Here is a 16,080-nt window from a genome sequence, read left to right as displayed (position 1 = left end):
GGCGCAACCCTGCGGGTCGGGCTATCCGCTGCAAGTCCGCGCTACACCAATTATCATTGGTATAGCTGTGGGCTTTCCACTACTATCCCTTGCGCACAGTTCGTAGCAATAGTTGGTGTTAGCCGCGTTTCGTTTTTTACCAGTGTTCTGCTTTAAAAAATAGAATACCACAAACGCTATACTTAATTAAAAATTATACCGTTATTAAAGATAAATTTTCATCTATATTTGAATCCCGAAATAGCATTTATATTTCGTTTAACTAAAGCATCCCTTGGGACTAATTAAATTTTAAAACACATGCGATATACATTTCTTTTTTTAGTCTCTTTTGTTTTTATCGCATGCAGTGATAACTCAAATTACAATAATGATAATCCCTATCTTTTAAATGTACCTGTAAATGTGTCTATTAATTTAACCCTTCCAGAATATAGTCAATTAAAATTTACTGGAAATTCCATTTATATACCAAATGAAGGCAATAAAGGGATTATTGTAATTAAAGTGGGTACGGGTTATTTTGCTTGGGATGCGGCAGATCCAAACCACCAACAAGCCGATTGTTCTGTTTTGGTTAATTCTGGTTTTAACGCTACTTGTGGTTGTAGTGATAAAAACACATATAATTTAGCAACTGGAGAACCCGTAAGAATAGAGGAAGATGTAGATATTTCTAACTTAGAATATACACTTAAGTTTTACCCAGTGAGAAAAAACGGGAGTATCTTAACCATTTCAAATTAACATCTTTCTAAATCTTAGCAGTGTGAGATTTAGAAAGATGTATAATCATGCTTTTAATTAAAATTTAAAGGTAGCACCAACCAAAAAGTTAGCAGGAGCTTGTGGGAAATAATAGATGTAACCACCACCGTAATCTACAGCATTAGAAACATATTCTACGTTAAAAATATTGTTTACTAAACCAGATAATACAATCGATTTAAAAATCGATTTTGGCTTTATTTCATATTGAATATTTAAATCGTTTATAAAATAACTATCCAATCTTGAGTTTTTATCATCAATATTATTTAAATATTGTTTGCCAACAAATTTGCTTAATAATGCTAATTGTAAACGCTCTACGGGCGAATAATTAATAGCATTACCAACAACCAAATTAGGAGAATACGAAATGTTAGTATTTCCTAGGTTTTCTAATGTTCCCGATACCTCCGAATTAAAGTTTCTGTTTTTATTGTCGCTTACAGAAACATTCGTCGACGTGCTAAATTGTTTACTAAATTGAATGTTAGCATCAACCTCTAATCCTAAACGATAGCTTTTTCCACTAGTGGCTCTAATTGGGCTACCAACGTCATCAAGTTCTCCTGTTAAAACCAATTGATTTTTGTAAAACATGTAGTATAAATTAGAATTCACACTTACTTTATTTTTATTAAATCGCCAGCCTAACTCAATATCATTAAGAGTTTCATTTTTGGTAACTCCCGCTTCAAAATCATCACGATTAGGTTCTCTATTTGCTACTGCAAACGATCCATAAAAGCTACTAAATTGCGAGTTTTTATAGGTTAACCCTACTTTAGGATTAAAGAAACTAAAATTAGCATCGGTAATAAAATCCACACGATCTGAGTTTAACCCGTTCGTTTTATAATCTACAAAACGCCCTTGTAAATCTACAAAACCCGTTAATTTTTTGTTTAGTTTAAAGGTGGCTTTCGAGAATAGGCTAAAATCATTTTTAGTGGCATCGCCATCATAATAATGATCACGAATGTTTCCTTCTTCAGAAAACGCTTTTGCCCAAATAACTTCTCCAAAATGATCACCATCATAAGAACTATAAGATAATCCCGAAATAACCTCTAACGTATTATTTTTATAAGTAACGTTAGCGTTTACAACATAAAAATTATTATCTAGCCAACGTCTTCTAATAACATCAGTAATCGGAACTATTTCGTTGTCATCGTTAACGTATGAATCTGTTGCCTCTACTATACCATTATACAAGCTAATTTCGTCAGTATCATCTTCAAACTGTTCATAATACCCTTTTCCTTTGGTATAGTTTAAACCTAAATTAGTCGACCAGTTATTATCAAAACGTTGATTCCAATGTAATTGATAATGATCTTGCCAATAGTTATCGGTTTCATTCTCGTAAGTATATGGGTTTTGTCTACGGTTTTCTTTCAGTTCTTCGGCTGTTAAGCCATACCAAGCTTGGTAGGTGCGTTCTTCGTTTCCAAAAGTTAAGGCTTTAATTAAAGTGTTTCCATCTTTGTAAACCCCTTGTAAAAAATAAGATTTTAAATCGGTAAAAGCGCGATCTACATAGCCATCGGATTCTAGTTTTGAGAAACGTCCAGAAATTTCAAAATGGTCATTTAATAAGCCTGTGCTTAATTTTACGGTGTGTTTACGGGTGCCGTAACTTCCAAAACTGTTAGAAATTTCACCCGAAGCTTCGTCGCTATTGGCATCGGTAAGTAAGTTTAAACTTGCTCCAAATGCACTAGACCCATTGGTTGATGTTCCTACACCACGTTGCAATTGTATGCTTTCTGTAGAAGAAGCAAAATCGCCTAAATTTACAAAAAACGAGCCTTGACTTTCGGGGTCATTATATGGAATTCCATTAATAGTTACATTCACTCGTGTACCATCGGTACCACGCACACGAAAACCTGTATAACCCACACCTGCACCAGCATCACTTGTAGTAACTACTGAGGGTAAAAAGTTTATAAGGGTAGGTATATCTTGTCCTAAATTACGTTTTTCAAGTTCTTCCTTTGAAAGATTAGAATGGGTAATGGGCGAATCGGCATTAACACGAACCGCTTTTACTAAAACTTCATCAAGGATTTCTGTAGTAGTCGAATCTTTTTGAACTTGATTTTGTTGTGCATTTGCACAGAGTGATAGCACAAATAGTGCTAAAAAAAGAAAGTTATTTTTCATTACGATTATGTTTATAATCGAATAAAAAGAGGTCATTATTCTTTAAAATTAAAAATTATGTTTTTGAAGTATAGACTTCGTTTTTCCACACGCCATTAGAATTGGTGTTCAGACTTGATAAGTCTTTTTACACTAACTAAAAACGTTATTTTCCTAAACAGCATTACCTGTTCTAGGTTCAATGGGTATGATCTCAGCCGATATTAGGCACCCCTTTTTTGAGAACGGTGCAAATTTAGGTAACAATTTAGAATTTTAAAGTAAGAAAGTTGAAAATTTTTTAATCTAAGTCTGGCTTGCGTCTATTGGCTTTTTTATCGGCAAGGTTACGTTTGTTTTTTAAACGTTTTCTAATCACAGATTTTGGAATTTTAGTAGGAATACGCTTTTTAGGAATGATAAGTGATGATTTTATCAATGCTAAAAAGCGTTTAATTATGATATCCTTGTTTTTATGCTGACTTCTACTTTCTCCGCATTGCATCAATAACACGCCGTTATTCGTTAAACGAGGCTGTAACTTTGCTAACAAACGCGCTTTTTTTGCTTCGGAAAAGGCTTGAGAGTTTAATAAATCAAAACTCAACTCTATTTTAGAAGCTACTTTGTTTACATGTTGTCCGCCTGCACCAGAGCTTCTTACAGCTTTAAATTGTAATTCTTGAATTAATGCGGCTTCACTAAACATATTACCCTTGGTGTTCCGGTTTTAAAAGGTCGTTTACCGTTTTCACAGGGCTAAAGGTGTTTAAAGGTACTTCTACAAAAATAGAAATCCAATCGGCCATACTCCCGTTCCATAAACCGGGAAGCTCTAAGGCTTGAATATCGGTTCCGTTTTGGGTTTTCATAGTAATAAAAGCGGCTTCCGGATCTACATAATTCAATAAATTAAACTTTTCACCTTTATAATTTTTAATACCACAAACTAAATCTGTTGGGTTAAAATGCGATGCGTTTTTTACAATGTCTGCCTGTGCTGTATTATCAATATCAATTTGAGCAAACTCTACAATTTGTAAAGACACGTCACCATTTTTATCTTTTACATAAAAAGGACCACCGCCAGGTTCACCAACATTTTCAACCATACCACAAACACGAATAGGTTTGTTTAATTTGGTTTTTAGGTAGTTTTTCTTGTCTTCGGAAGCTAAATCGTCAAAATCATCACCAATAGATACATTCATTTTAGAAGTAATAAACTGTGCTATTTCTAACAGCTCAGCTTCTGAAACATCGGTATCATCTAATCGTTTTAAGAAATTAAAAACCCGTTCTTGCGCTTCAACTAAAACACCTCCAAGCATTTTTTTGTATTCCGAGACATCTTTATTTTTTTCGAAAACAACAATATTATCGATGTTTTTAATAAAAACGATGTCGTGATCTAAATCGTTTAAGTTCTCTATTAAAGCACCGTGACCTGCCGGACGAAAAAGAATAGAACCATCTTCGTTTCTATAAATTTGGTTATCGGTAGTTAAAGCTAACGTTTCGGTTTCTTCTTTTTGATAAGAAAAAGAGACGTTGAATGTTGTATTTGTTTTTTCCTCTAATTCCGATTTAATTTTACTTAATTCAGCATTAAAATACTTATGATGTTTTTCGGAAACTGTAAAATGAAGATTCGCTTTATTATTTGATGATGCGTATAAGGTTGACTCTAACAAATGCTCTCTAAAAGCGGTTACAGCAACGTTATTGTAGGTATGAAAAGGTAATAGTCCTTTTGGGAAAAAGCTATAATTTAAAGCATTTTCATCTAGCATCGTTTTTACAAACGCTGTACAAGCTTCACTTTTACTGAAGTTATCATAATTTGGATATATCGCTTTTGCTTTTGTTAAAACTTCTGTATAAAATGGAAAGTTTTCTAATCCAGCAACAAAGGTTTTTATAAGCTTATCATTTTTGTTTTCAATGTATGCGTCAATTGTTTCGTTATTCGAATCAAAGTTTTTTAGAAATTGAAAAAGAAACTTAAACATCCTAGATGCTGCACCAGATGCTGGAACAAATTTTACAATATCGAGTTCGTTTTGTTTGTCTTCAAACCGTTTTATAAACTCTTGACTCTTGTAGCTATTATAGCTTTCAATACCTTTTCCTATGTTTGCAGCGGCAATTAAATTAGAATAGGTCATCCCGTTTTTTATACGGGAAACTTGTGCTTCAACTTGTTTTAGTGCAATACCTTTACTGTTAATTTGTCTGGTGTCTTTTTCAGAAAACATCATTTTTTGTTTTAATTAGGTTAATCTTTATATTTCAAAATGTGCCTAGTGTTTTTTTCACTTTATAACACATCTGGTTGGTCGTTATTTATAAATTTATTTTAAAAAGCTATAAGCATAATTTAAACGGTTCTGAATTACCTACTCAGGCACCCATCCTTAATGTGTGTCAATATAGGATAAAAAACATAAACTGTAGGTGTTTTCTAGTTTATATTTTTCAACTTTAGAAACATAAATCTCTAAACAATAGGTTATAGAGCATCGCTTGGTTTCTAATAGATAGTTGTGAGAACTTAGCACAGTACCCGTGTTTTTAGTTCTATTATTGTTTCTCTTTATTTGGTATTTGACACTAGATAACAAACTGCCTATTTTATATGTTTTACATATATCTTGCATATAATGGCAAGCTAATTGTTTAGAAAGTGTTGATTTTTAATAAAATTTAGATCGAACAAAACTATTTTTATACAGTTTGAAGGTTCTTGTTTATAGTGTTCTTCCATGCTAAATATCCAAAAATGGCAATAAATGTAAATCCGAAATATTGTAAACTTGTAAAGGTGAACCCTTTGTAAAAATAGAGTGGAACTGAAATAATATCTCCAATAATCCAAAAAATCCAATTTTCTATTTTTCTTCGTGCCATGAGCCACATACCAACAAAAAATATGGCGGTGGTAAGGGTGTCTACATAAGCCATCCAACTGGTCCATTTATCGAACGCTTTGTATACCACAAAAACAAATATAAGTGTAGAAATAAAGATAATAACACTTGTTTTTTTCTCTTTTAGAGTCGTTCTAGAAACAGGGTTTAAAACGGTGTCTCCGGTTTTCCGGGTCCAAATATACCAACCATAAACGCTCATTATAAAATAATACGCATTTATCATCATATCGCCTAAAAGTTCCCATTTTAATAATAAGTACACAAAAATAAGTGTGCTAATCATGCCGGTTGGAAATACTAAAAGCTTATTTTGTTTAGAATACCAAACGGAAAGAAAGCCGAAAACTACCGCTATTATTTCGAGAATAATATCAATAGTTTCGTAATCTGAATATTGTTTAAAGAAAAACTCAAAGATTGCGTTCATAAAAATTAGTGTTTTTTTATTGATTCAAAGAATAATTCATCTTCTTCAAAAGCGGTACCAATAACTACTAAATCGGCTCCCGATTGATAGGCTTTTTCTAACTGTTCTAAAGTTCTAATACCACCACCAACAAGTAACGGAATATTTAGTTCTTTTTTTACTTTTGAAATAATATGCGTGGAAACAGGAAAATCTGCGCCACTTCCAGCTTCTAAATATATAAGTTTCATGCCTAATAATTCACCAGCCTTGGCGGTATTTACAATATTTTGAATGTCGTTTTCTGGCATAGGGAGTGTTTCGGTAACCTGTTGTACAGCAGTTTTTTTTCCGCTTTCAATTAAAATATACCCTGTTGGAATAACTTCTAAATTCGAGTTTTTTAATTTTGAAACAGCCTCAACATGTTTCCCAATTAAATACTCCGGGTTTCTCCCTGAAATTAAAGACAAAAACAAAATAGCATCTGCTTTTTTAGTAATTTGAGTAACATCGCCCGGAAATAAAACAATAGGTATTGTGGTGTGTTTCTTTATTTCTTCAACTAAAATATCGGTTAAAAAATCGTCAACTATACTGCCGCCAACAAAAATATGCGTCGCTATCGAGTGGTTTACCTTTTCAATAAAAGCAGCCGTTTTTTCAACTAAAAATTTATCAGGATCTATTAAAATCGCAAGTTGCCTATTCCCTTTTTGTATGTTTTTATAAACAATCATTATGCTCCAATAGCAAAAGCACACACAAAACCCTCAAACTCAAAAAAGTGCACTAAATAACGGTGTTTTTTTTCTTTATAATCAATCCAAGCCATGGTTTCTTCATCTTGTATTTCAAACGGAATCACCAAAAAGCACTGTTTAAAACTCGTGCCCGGTGTTGCAAAAAGTTTGTAAAGCGATTCTTTTACGCACCAAACGGTGGTTAGTTTTTTTATATAATCGGGGGCTGTTTTATCTAAATAATCATCCTCATACCCAATAAATTTATGAGCAATCAAGGTAATTTTATCCCGCTGTTTTTCAATATCAATTCCAATAATGTGATCACTAATAATTACAGCAGAAAAATTAAAAGAATGTGTAATCGAAATTTGTTTCCCATCTTTTAAATGTGGCTTACCATTTTCATCATAAAACAAATCGGCATCCTCATAGCCAAACGCTGCAAGTAAATGACGAACACTTAAAAAACCACGCTGGTGCAGCTCACTTTTCATTCCCGAAACCCGTTTTAAGGTTTCCGGCTTTAAGGTTATTTCCGACATTAAATCATTAAAAGACTCGGTAATCTTCCAGATTTTAACAACAGTTTGTGAATTTGGTGTAATGGTTTTATAAAGTGGCATTTAATATTCTGAATGTTATTGATTACCTTTGCACAATCTTAAACAAATTATACAATTTCGACGAGCGAATTTAACTATTTTAAGTGCTATTCGCAATCCTTGTTTAAGTTTTAAATAAAAAAGAAAACTAATATGAGCACAAAAACAATTCCTTACGTAGCTAACAAAGTTAAAGATATCTCTCTTGCAGCTTGGGGACGAAAAGAAATAGAATTAGCCCAAGCAGAGATGCCAGGTTTAATGAGCCTTCGTGAAGAGTATGGTGAAGCACAACCATTAAAAGGCGCACGAATTGCTGGATGTTTACACATGACCATACAAACCGCAGTTTTAATAGAAACTTTACAAGCTTTAGGTGCTGAGGTAACTTGGAGTTCTTGTAATATTTTCTCTACGCAAGATCAAGCAGCAGCAGCCATTGCAGCAGCAGGAACAGCCGTATATGCGTGGAAAGGATTAACAGAAGAAGAATTTGATTGGTGTATAGAACAAACCCTTTTCTTTGGAGAAGATAGAAAACCATTAAACATGATTCTTGATGATGGTGGCGATTTAACCAACATGGTTTTAGATAAATACCCAGAATTAGCAGCAGGAATTAACGGACTTTCAGAAGAAACAACAACTGGAGTGCACCGTCTTTACGAGCGTGTAAAAAACGGAACATTACCAATGCCTGCCATTAATGTGAATGATTCGGTAACAAAATCTAAATTCGATAACAAATACGGATGTCGTGAATCTGCAGTAGATGCTATTCGTCGTGCAACCGATATTATGCTTGCTGGTAAACGTGTAACCGTTTGTGGTTATGGGGATGTTGGTAAAGGTACAGCAGCCTCTTTTAAAGGAGCTGGATCTATTGTAACCATTACAGAAATAGACCCAATTTGCGCACTTCAAGCAGCTATGGATGGTTTTGAAGTTAAAAAATTAGAAACCGTTATTGCAAATTCAGATATCATTATCACCACTACAGGAAATAAAGATATCATCCAAGGGCGTCATTTCGAAGCCATGAAAGACAAAGTTATTGTATGTAATATTGGGCATTTCGATAACGAAATCGATATGGCATGGTTAAATAAAAACTACGGTAACACAAAAGATACTATTAAACCACAAGTAGATAAATATAACATTAACGGAAACGATATTATTGTTCTTGCAGAAGGGCGTTTAGTAAACTTAGGTTGTGCTACAGGACACCCTAGTTTTGTAATGTCTAACTCATTTACAAACCAAACATTAGCGCAAATTGAACTTTGGACCAATGCCGATGCATACGAAAACAAAGTATATATGTTGCCAAAACACTTAGACGAAAAAGTAGCAAAATTACACCTAGCAAAAATAGGCGTAGAACTAACCGAACTTCGTGAAGACCAAGCCACATATATCGGAGTAACCGTAGAGGGGCCATACAAACCAGAACATTACAGATACTAAAAAAACGACCGTTTTGTTATGCTGAACTTGTTTCAGCATCTCAATTATAAATTAAATCCCAAGCAGATATGTTTGGGATTTTTTTATTATAACATGAATGCGCATTTGCCATGTCGACAGTAGAAGACACCACACAAGAGGCAAAGCAGAATGTAATTTCTATTAGCGCCTAAAAAGAATCGGGAACACTGGTTTTATATGTTTTTGGCAATTTTATTTTGGCCGAAAAAAGCCAAAATAAACCGGGCTTTCCGCTATATCTTTTTTTGCAAAGTCATTCGGAACTTGTTTCAAGATCTGTCCATTTCAAACAAAATTCAGTAAAAAATCAAGTTTTGGCTAGCAAAAAAAGGATGCCTCTGCAATCCCTATCGCGAGATTACCGACCAGTAACGGCAAAGCAGGATGTGATTTCTCCTTACGTCGAAATGACAGAAAACCGCATATTTCTTCTTCTGTAATTCTAGTTCTCTTTTTTTATAGCATTATTTGTCATGTCGACCGTAGAGAGACATCACATAAACAGACTCAACAGTCGCAAGTTAGGATGCGATTTCTCCTTACGTCGAAATAACTCCGGCATTTTCTTTTTATAGCATCATCAATCATGTCGACCGAAGAGATACAGCACTTAAACAACTGATACTTGTAAAAATTAATCCAAATGCCCTTCCTCAAATTACCGACTAGCAACGGCAAAGCAGGATGTGATTTCTCCTCACGTCGAAATGACAAAGAAGCCCATGTTTCTTCTTCTGTAATTCTAGTTCTCTTTTTTTATAGCATTATTTGTCATGTCGACCGTAGAGAGACATCACATAAACAGACTCAACAGTCGCAAGTTAGGATGCGATTTCTCCTTACGTCGAAATAACTCCGGCATTTTCTTTTTATAGCATCATCAATCATGTCGACCGAAGAGAGACAGCACTTAAACAACTGATACTTGTAAAAATTAATCCAAATGCCCTTCTTCAAAATACCACCACAAACTAGAATCTATAGAAGATTTCATTTTTGCGATGTCTATATCATCCTTTAAAAACACAGTAAGATTCTTTGCTACTCGGTTCTGACCAATACTTTCTCTCGTTTCAACGAGTTCTATTTCATTAAAGTGTTTCAAATGCTTTTTAATTCTAGAATCTAACGATTGATCACTTAAATAAATCTTAATCGTTTGTTTGCTTGGGGAATTTCTAATTTCAGATCTAAAAGGTAACATAGGCATAAGAATTAAGTTAAACATTATATAAATACAACAAGTCTAAATTTAATCAATTATTCAATATAATTTGCAAAAAATTATCAAATTAATAATTTAAAAATATATTTTCAACAATATAACAATTATATTAACATCTATACTAAAACAAAAAAGGTTGTTCAAAAAAGTAACTCAATCTAAAATTGATATTACCGTTCAAACAACCTTTTTAATAAAATTATTAATTATCTATTCTAACAATTTCAGTTTTGCCAAATCATGAAAATAAAAATTCTGTTCATCATTCATAGATACAAAAACACCATTAGGAAATTTATCACCTAAAGCAACCGTAGTAACATCGCAACCATCGGTTTCTAAAGTTCCCAAATTAAGCTCTTTTATAAATGCGTTGGTTTTTAAATCGAAAATACAAAAGGTGTGTGCTTGTTGGTTGGACACTATTAAAAACGATTTGTCATCATATTTTGCAATGGCAATACCTTCAATATCACGTTTAAAATATTCACCTCCAAAAACATAAATTTCTTTATCACCTTGAGACGGCTCTGCGTGATATTTACGAATACCGTGCATTTCATCCGAATAATAAACTATGCCATTTTCGTTATCTACAGCAATAGCTTCAATTTCCTTTTTACCACTAAAAGCACCAAAAGCTCTAACAAATTTAGCATGTACGCCTAAACTATCCGCCGTTAATAAATACTGGTGTAAATAGCCTTCTTTCGGTCCATTTTTCCGACCAACAATAGCATAAATATCATTGGTTTTTGGCGATTTGTAAAGTGCAATCCCCATTGGTGCATCAAATTCTAATTCCGTTTCATTTTCAAAAACAGGAAACCCACCGTTGTCCAAAGGTTTCATATCTGGCACCGAATACAGGCGCATGGTTTTATTTTCACGCTCCGTAAAAGCAATAATATCTGTTTTGGTTGAATCGTTAAGTTTAAAACCATATTCCAAATCCACATTATTTGGTCGTTTAATATTTCTAATGGTTTTGTCTTCAATAATTTTTCCGTCTAAATCAAAGGCATAAATAGCACCATCGGTTTCTTTATCGGTTCCAAAAATAATACTTTTTGACGCATCGGTCGGGTTCACCCAAATAGCAGGATCATCGGTGTCATGCAAAGTGTTTTCTGTAATAACATCCGGCGCTATTTCAGGAAACTTATTGCCACAAGACGCTAATAATACTAAACCGCTAATTGCTACAATTTTACTGTAGTTTATCATAATTATTTTCTTTTAAACAAATCGTATTTTAAACCAAAGGTTAAACGTTGCCCGTAATATTCAGATTGCATGGTTCTCGATTTTTCACCTTGATAATAACGTAACGGCTGGTCGGTAATATTGTTTAAACTTAAGTAAACACTTAAGTTGCTGCTAAATTTATAGCCTGCATTAAAATCTAAGAAAAATTGTTTGTCGTAATAACGATCTTCAAAAGCACGCCCACCAATTTCATCCACATAGGCCGCAGAATAATTACCAGAAAGTCTTGCATTAAATTTTCTGTCGGCGTAAGCTAACGATGTGTTAAACATATTTGGAGCTGTATTTGGTAAATCTAAATCGGTACGCACATCACCATCTTCATTTCTAATACCATCGGCTGAAGATGATAAATGCGTGTAATTTAAGTAAACACTTAGATTTCTAGCAAAACTAGGTAAGAAATCTAACTGACGTTGAAAAGCAAATTCAAACCCTAAAATAGATGCCTTATCACCATTAAATGGTTGGTAAACATCATAATCATTTTCATCTTCATATTGAAAAACATAAATAAAATCTTGAATATCCTTATAGAAAACACCGCCTGAAATAAGCCCAACAGATTTAAAATAATGCTCGGCCATAACATCAAAATTCATAGATGTTGTAGGGTTTAACTCGGAGTTTCCTAACTTAATTTCTTCATCTTCATTATTCACTTCTCTAAAAGGAACCAGGTCGATATAGTTTGGTCTCGCTAAAGTGTTTGTCCATGCAAAACGCAATATAGTTTGATCTGTTAAGTTGTATTTTAAATGTACACCAGGTAAAATGTTAGTATACGAGTTTTTGTCTGTTACGCTATTACTTCCTGCAAAATCACCATCTTCATCAAAAATAATTTCATTACCTGTACTGTTAATGCTAGTATGCTCTAATCTAACACCTAATAAAATGTTTAATTTTTCGCTCACCTGTTGGTTTGTCATAGCATATCCCGAAAACACATTTTCATCTACATCAAAATTGGCTGTTAAGTATTCATCAGGTAAATCTTCTGCTTCAAATTTTGCGACGTCATTTAAATCTAACCCTCCTAAAAATTCTTTTGAAGCAAACGATCCCACCGCATATTGGCTTCCAGCTAAAAAATCTGGGTTACTATAGTCTTGGGTTGGAATACCCCCAAGTAAATCGAATGCAGAATCTTCTGGACTGTATTCTATAAAATTGTTGTCTCTATTTTTGTTTTTTAATCTTGTTTTTACTCCAAATTTTAACGATCCATTATCATCATTAAACAAATTTAAAGGCAATTTAAAGTTTGCTAGTATATTAAAATCTTTTTCTTCGGTATATTGATTTTCTTCCGTTAGCTCGCCAAATTCAAAATTGTTATAAAGCGCATCATTAGCATTTACAGGTGTAAATAAAGGAAATCTAGAATCATTATTATAGTTAATACTATATTCGCTTTCGTACTCTAAATAACGCTCGTTTAAACGCTCTTCTGAAGCTTTTGAATATGATGCCATCCAATCCATTTGGAGCTTATTAAGCAAATGTTTACCTCCAATATTGTAATTTTGCATACGTTGATCTTCCAGTCTTGTATTTTTATTTCTACTGTTATCAATACCGCCTTTTGTTTGGCGTTTTGCTTCAACTGGAAACATGCTTAAATTTCCATTGGCATCTATAGTAAAATCTCCTGTTGCAATATCTTCACCATCTAAAATTTCACTTTCTAATCTAAATCTATTTTCACGATCATCTCTCCAGTTGTAAATAGATTTAAAATAAATACTATTGTTTGCATTAAATTCATAATCCACATTAGCCGAAAAACTACGTCGTACACGTTGAACGACATAATCTCTAATTTCAAAAGCTTTCACGTACGGATTAACGTTTTCTTCAACTAAGTTATCTTCATCGTCATTAGCATTATACTCAAATTCATCTTCCCATTCAGATTCAAAGTTATGACTTCCAAAATCATTGTCGTTAACCGAAGCCGAAAGCATCCATCCAAATTTTCCATTATCACTTCTATTCCCTAATAAAAAAGATCCGTTAAGTATTTTTTTGTTTGAAATATAATTAACTCCCGACCCTGCAGTTGCTGATACACGGAACCCATTGGGAGATGTACGTGTTACTAAGTTAACAGACCCCCCTAAAGCGTCGGCATCCATATCGGGAGTTACCGCTTTACTGACTTCTATAAGCTGAATCATATCGGCCGGAATTAAATCCATTTGCACGTTACGGTTATCTCCTTCAGCCGAAGGAATACGACTACCGTTTAGAGTTACCGAATTTAATTGCGGTGCTAAACCACGAACAATAATATTTCTTGCTTCACCTTGATCGACTTGCATAGTAATACCAGGAATACGCTTAATAGCATCCCCAATATTGGCATCAGGAAATTTCCCGATTTGATCGGTGGAAACTACGTTAGTAATGTTCTGCTTGTTTTTTTGAGCATTTAAAGCTTTTGCTTGTCCACTAGCATAACTCGTTATAGTTACGCCGTCGAGCTCTAAAGCCTTTGGAACAATTGTAAAATTCTGCGTTACGGTTGCATTTGAAGATACCATAACTTCTGCATTAGCGTCATCGTAACCTATATATCGTACTGTTACGGTATGGTTACCAACAGGAACATCTACAAGCACAAAATTACCATCTACATCGGAAATTGCTCCTTTTTTTAATGATTCGATAATAATGTTGCAAAACGGAACTTTTAATCCGTCGTTATCGGTAATAACCCCTTGTATATTACCTTCTTGAGACATTCCTATAAAGGAAAATAATAGTGCAATTAATAAAAATGCGTTGTTCTTTTTCATAATGTGTTAATAGTTATTTTATCTGCACGAAATAATAAAACTACACACCAAACTAGATTACGTGTTTTTTAAATTAATGTTAATAATGCTTCATATATTATCTATATTTAACACGTTGATAACATAAAAAAAACATTAATTTTAATAAACACAAAAACCCTTTCTGTTAACAGAAAGGGTTTTAAATTATTAAGAATTTAGTTTCTAAGCTTCGAAAGGCTCTATAGAAACGTAAGATTTGTTATCTTTTTTCTTAGTAAATTTTACAAGACCATCAACTTTAGCATGTAAAGTATGATCTTTTCCTTGGTACACATTTTCACCTGGGTGATGTGTGTTACCACGTTGTCTTATGATAATGTTGCCAGCAATAGCAGCTTGACCACCAAAAATTTTAACGCCTAAACGTTTCGATTCTGATTCTCTACCATTCTTCGAACTACCAACTCCTTTTTTATGAGCCATGATCTTAAGGTTTTTATATTGTTATACTTAAGTAGTTAAGCAATTAAGCTTTACCACCATCTAATTCGTCTTGCCATTTTTTCAACTCATCCCATTTACCATCAGCAGCTAATTGAGCTTGTGCTGGCCATGTATCTGTTACGTGATTTCCACGAACATCAGCGATGATTTCAGAAATTTTAGCGGCATCTGTTTTTGCTAATTCAGCAAAAGTACTAATACCTGCATTAGCTAAAGTTTCTGCAATTTTTGGTCCAATACCTTCAACTTTTTTCAAGTCATCGGCTTTTGCTTTTTTAGCAGTAGCTTTTTTTGCTGGTGCAGCTTTTTTAGCTCCAGAAGCAGCAATACTTTCAATTACAATTTCGGTTAAAGCTTGACGGTGACCATTTTTAACACGGTAACCTTTACGTCTTTTCTTTTTGAAAACTATAACTTTATCACCTTTAAGGTGTCTTAAGATTTTTGCACTTACTTGTGCTCCATCTATAGCTGGGGCGCCTACAGTTACATTGTCACCATCACCAACTAGAAGTACGTTATCGAAAGAAACTTCCTTACCTTCTTCTGTTGCTAAACGGTTAACAAAAACTTTTTGGTCTTTTTCAACTTTAAATTGATGCCCTGCTATCTCTACAATTGCGTACATAGCGTAACGTTTTTATTAATTAATTTGTTTATAAAATGTGCTTATTTTACCCATAAGCGGGTGCAAATATACTGCTAATTAATTAATTTACAAACGTTTTATCTATTTTCGGAAATATTTTGACTTATTTTAAATCGTTGCATAACCACTAGTGTTGAAATTAAAGTAGTAGTGAAGCCCATAACAGCCACAATAAAAGTGATTAAACCCGCATTAATATTGAAATTTCCATTCATAGAATTCACAAGTTTAGGCAGGTATTCTAAATTAATTTCAGTTGAATAAATTAAGAAAAATACCGAAAAAACAACAGTAGCAAAACTACCTGTAAATAATCCAGTTTTAAAACCTTCACTATAACTGAAGGTTTCTATATCTTGAAGTTTACGCAACCGCACGACCTCATAAACACCAAGCCCAATAATTACAAAATTAAATAAGCTATAAAGCGGATTTATATGCAAATTAAACAGCCCCAACACTAAAAAATATGCTATTAATATGGCACTTGTAGCCAGCCCGAACCGAAGTGAAAGCGCTATTTTTTTCATGTCTTATTTGGGTTTAGTTC

The 16,080-nt window shown here is 33.5% G+C and carries 14 protein-coding genes; 2 read left to right on the top strand and 12 right to left on the bottom strand.

What is annotated here, in order from left to right; translation table 11 throughout:
- Positions 1-300: 300 nt before the first annotated feature.
- On the top strand, positions 301-747 hold the full coding sequence (locus FQU21_RS06825; RefSeq protein WP_147677244.1) for a Rieske (2Fe-2S) protein: 447 nt from the start codon (positions 301-303) through the stop codon (positions 745-747).
- A 57-nt stretch (positions 748-804) separates the two neighbouring features.
- Here the strand turns inward: FQU21_RS06825 and FQU21_RS06820 are convergent, their stop codons facing one another.
- The 6 genes from FQU21_RS06820 to FQU21_RS06795 all read right to left on the bottom strand — a co-directional run bounded on the left by FQU21_RS06820 (position 805) and on the right by FQU21_RS06795 (position 7,627).
- The gene (locus FQU21_RS06820; protein ID WP_147677243.1) at positions 805-2,940 is read right to left on the bottom strand and encodes a TonB-dependent receptor; all 2,136 of its coding nucleotides are present in this window, start codon (positions 2,938-2,940) and stop codon (positions 805-807) included.
- A 280-nt stretch (positions 2,941-3,220) separates the two neighbouring features.
- A complete protein-coding gene (gene arfB / locus FQU21_RS06815; RefSeq protein ID WP_147677242.1) occupies positions 3,221-3,628 on the bottom strand; it encodes an alternative ribosome rescue aminoacyl-tRNA hydrolase ArfB in 408 nt (135 codons plus the stop codon).
- 1 nt (position 3,629) lies between these two features.
- A complete protein-coding gene (locus FQU21_RS06810; RefSeq protein ID WP_246124782.1) occupies positions 3,630-5,180 on the bottom strand; it encodes a DUF4301 family protein in 1,551 nt (516 codons plus the stop codon).
- A gap of 466 nt (positions 5,181-5,646) precedes the next feature.
- A complete protein-coding gene (gene pnuC, locus FQU21_RS06805; protein ID WP_147677241.1) occupies positions 5,647-6,279 on the bottom strand; it encodes a nicotinamide riboside transporter PnuC in 633 nt (210 codons plus the stop codon).
- A gap of 5 nt (positions 6,280-6,284) precedes the next feature.
- On the bottom strand, positions 6,285-6,998 hold the full coding sequence (locus FQU21_RS06800) for a phosphoglycerol geranylgeranyltransferase (protein ID WP_147677240.1): 714 nt from the start codon (positions 6,996-6,998) through the stop codon (positions 6,285-6,287).
- Positions 6,998-7,627 carry a 4'-phosphopantetheinyl transferase family protein gene (locus tag FQU21_RS06795; protein ID WP_147677239.1) on the bottom strand — a complete coding sequence of 210 codons (630 nt, stop codon included), beginning with the start codon at positions 7,625-7,627 and terminating at the stop codon, positions 6,998-7,000. Before FQU21_RS06795 ends, FQU21_RS06800 begins: the two co-directional genes overlap by 1 nt.
- 132 nt (positions 7,628-7,759) lie before the next feature.
- On the opposite strand from FQU21_RS06795, the gene ahcY reads away from it, so the two are divergent.
- Complete coding sequence (gene ahcY, locus FQU21_RS06790) at positions 7,760-9,076, top strand: adenosylhomocysteinase (RefSeq protein ID WP_147677238.1); 1,317 nt, start codon at positions 7,760-7,762, stop codon at positions 9,074-9,076.
- Between the two features lie 955 nt (positions 9,077-10,031).
- Here the strand turns inward: ahcY and FQU21_RS06785 are convergent.
- From FQU21_RS06785 to FQU21_RS06760, 6 genes are all read right to left on the bottom strand, one after another.
- A complete protein-coding gene (locus tag FQU21_RS06785; protein ID WP_147677237.1) occupies positions 10,032-10,307 on the bottom strand; it encodes a hypothetical protein in 276 nt (91 codons plus the stop codon).
- Positions 10,308-10,532: 225 nt separating this feature from the next.
- Positions 10,533-11,549 (bottom strand): phytase, encoded by a 1,017-nt coding sequence (locus FQU21_RS06780; RefSeq protein ID WP_147677236.1) that lies wholly within the window; start codon positions 11,547-11,549, stop codon positions 10,533-10,535.
- 2 nt (positions 11,550-11,551) lie between these two features.
- Positions 11,552-14,395 carry a TonB-dependent receptor gene (locus FQU21_RS06775; RefSeq protein WP_147677235.1) on the bottom strand — a complete coding sequence of 948 codons (2,844 nt, stop codon included), beginning with the start codon at positions 14,393-14,395 and terminating at the stop codon, positions 11,552-11,554.
- A gap of 204 nt (positions 14,396-14,599) precedes the next feature.
- On the bottom strand, positions 14,600-14,860 hold the full coding sequence (gene rpmA / locus FQU21_RS06770) for a 50S ribosomal protein L27 (protein WP_013869859.1): 261 nt from the start codon (positions 14,858-14,860) through the stop codon (positions 14,600-14,602).
- A 43-nt stretch (positions 14,861-14,903) separates the two neighbouring features.
- Complete coding sequence (rplU, locus tag FQU21_RS06765; protein ID WP_147677234.1) at positions 14,904-15,509, bottom strand: 50S ribosomal protein L21; 606 nt, start codon at positions 15,507-15,509, stop codon at positions 14,904-14,906.
- Between the two features lie 98 nt (positions 15,510-15,607).
- The gene (locus tag FQU21_RS06760) at positions 15,608-16,060 is read right to left on the bottom strand and encodes a DUF4199 domain-containing protein (RefSeq protein WP_147677233.1); all 453 of its coding nucleotides are present in this window, start codon (positions 16,058-16,060) and stop codon (positions 15,608-15,610) included.
- Positions 16,061-16,080 lie beyond the last annotated feature (20 nt).

Source organism: Algibacter pacificus (assembly GCF_008033385.1).
Taxonomy (GTDB): Bacteria; Bacteroidota; Bacteroidia; order Flavobacteriales; family Flavobacteriaceae; genus Algibacter; species Algibacter pacificus.
This window is presented reverse-complemented; position numbering and strand designations above follow the sequence as displayed.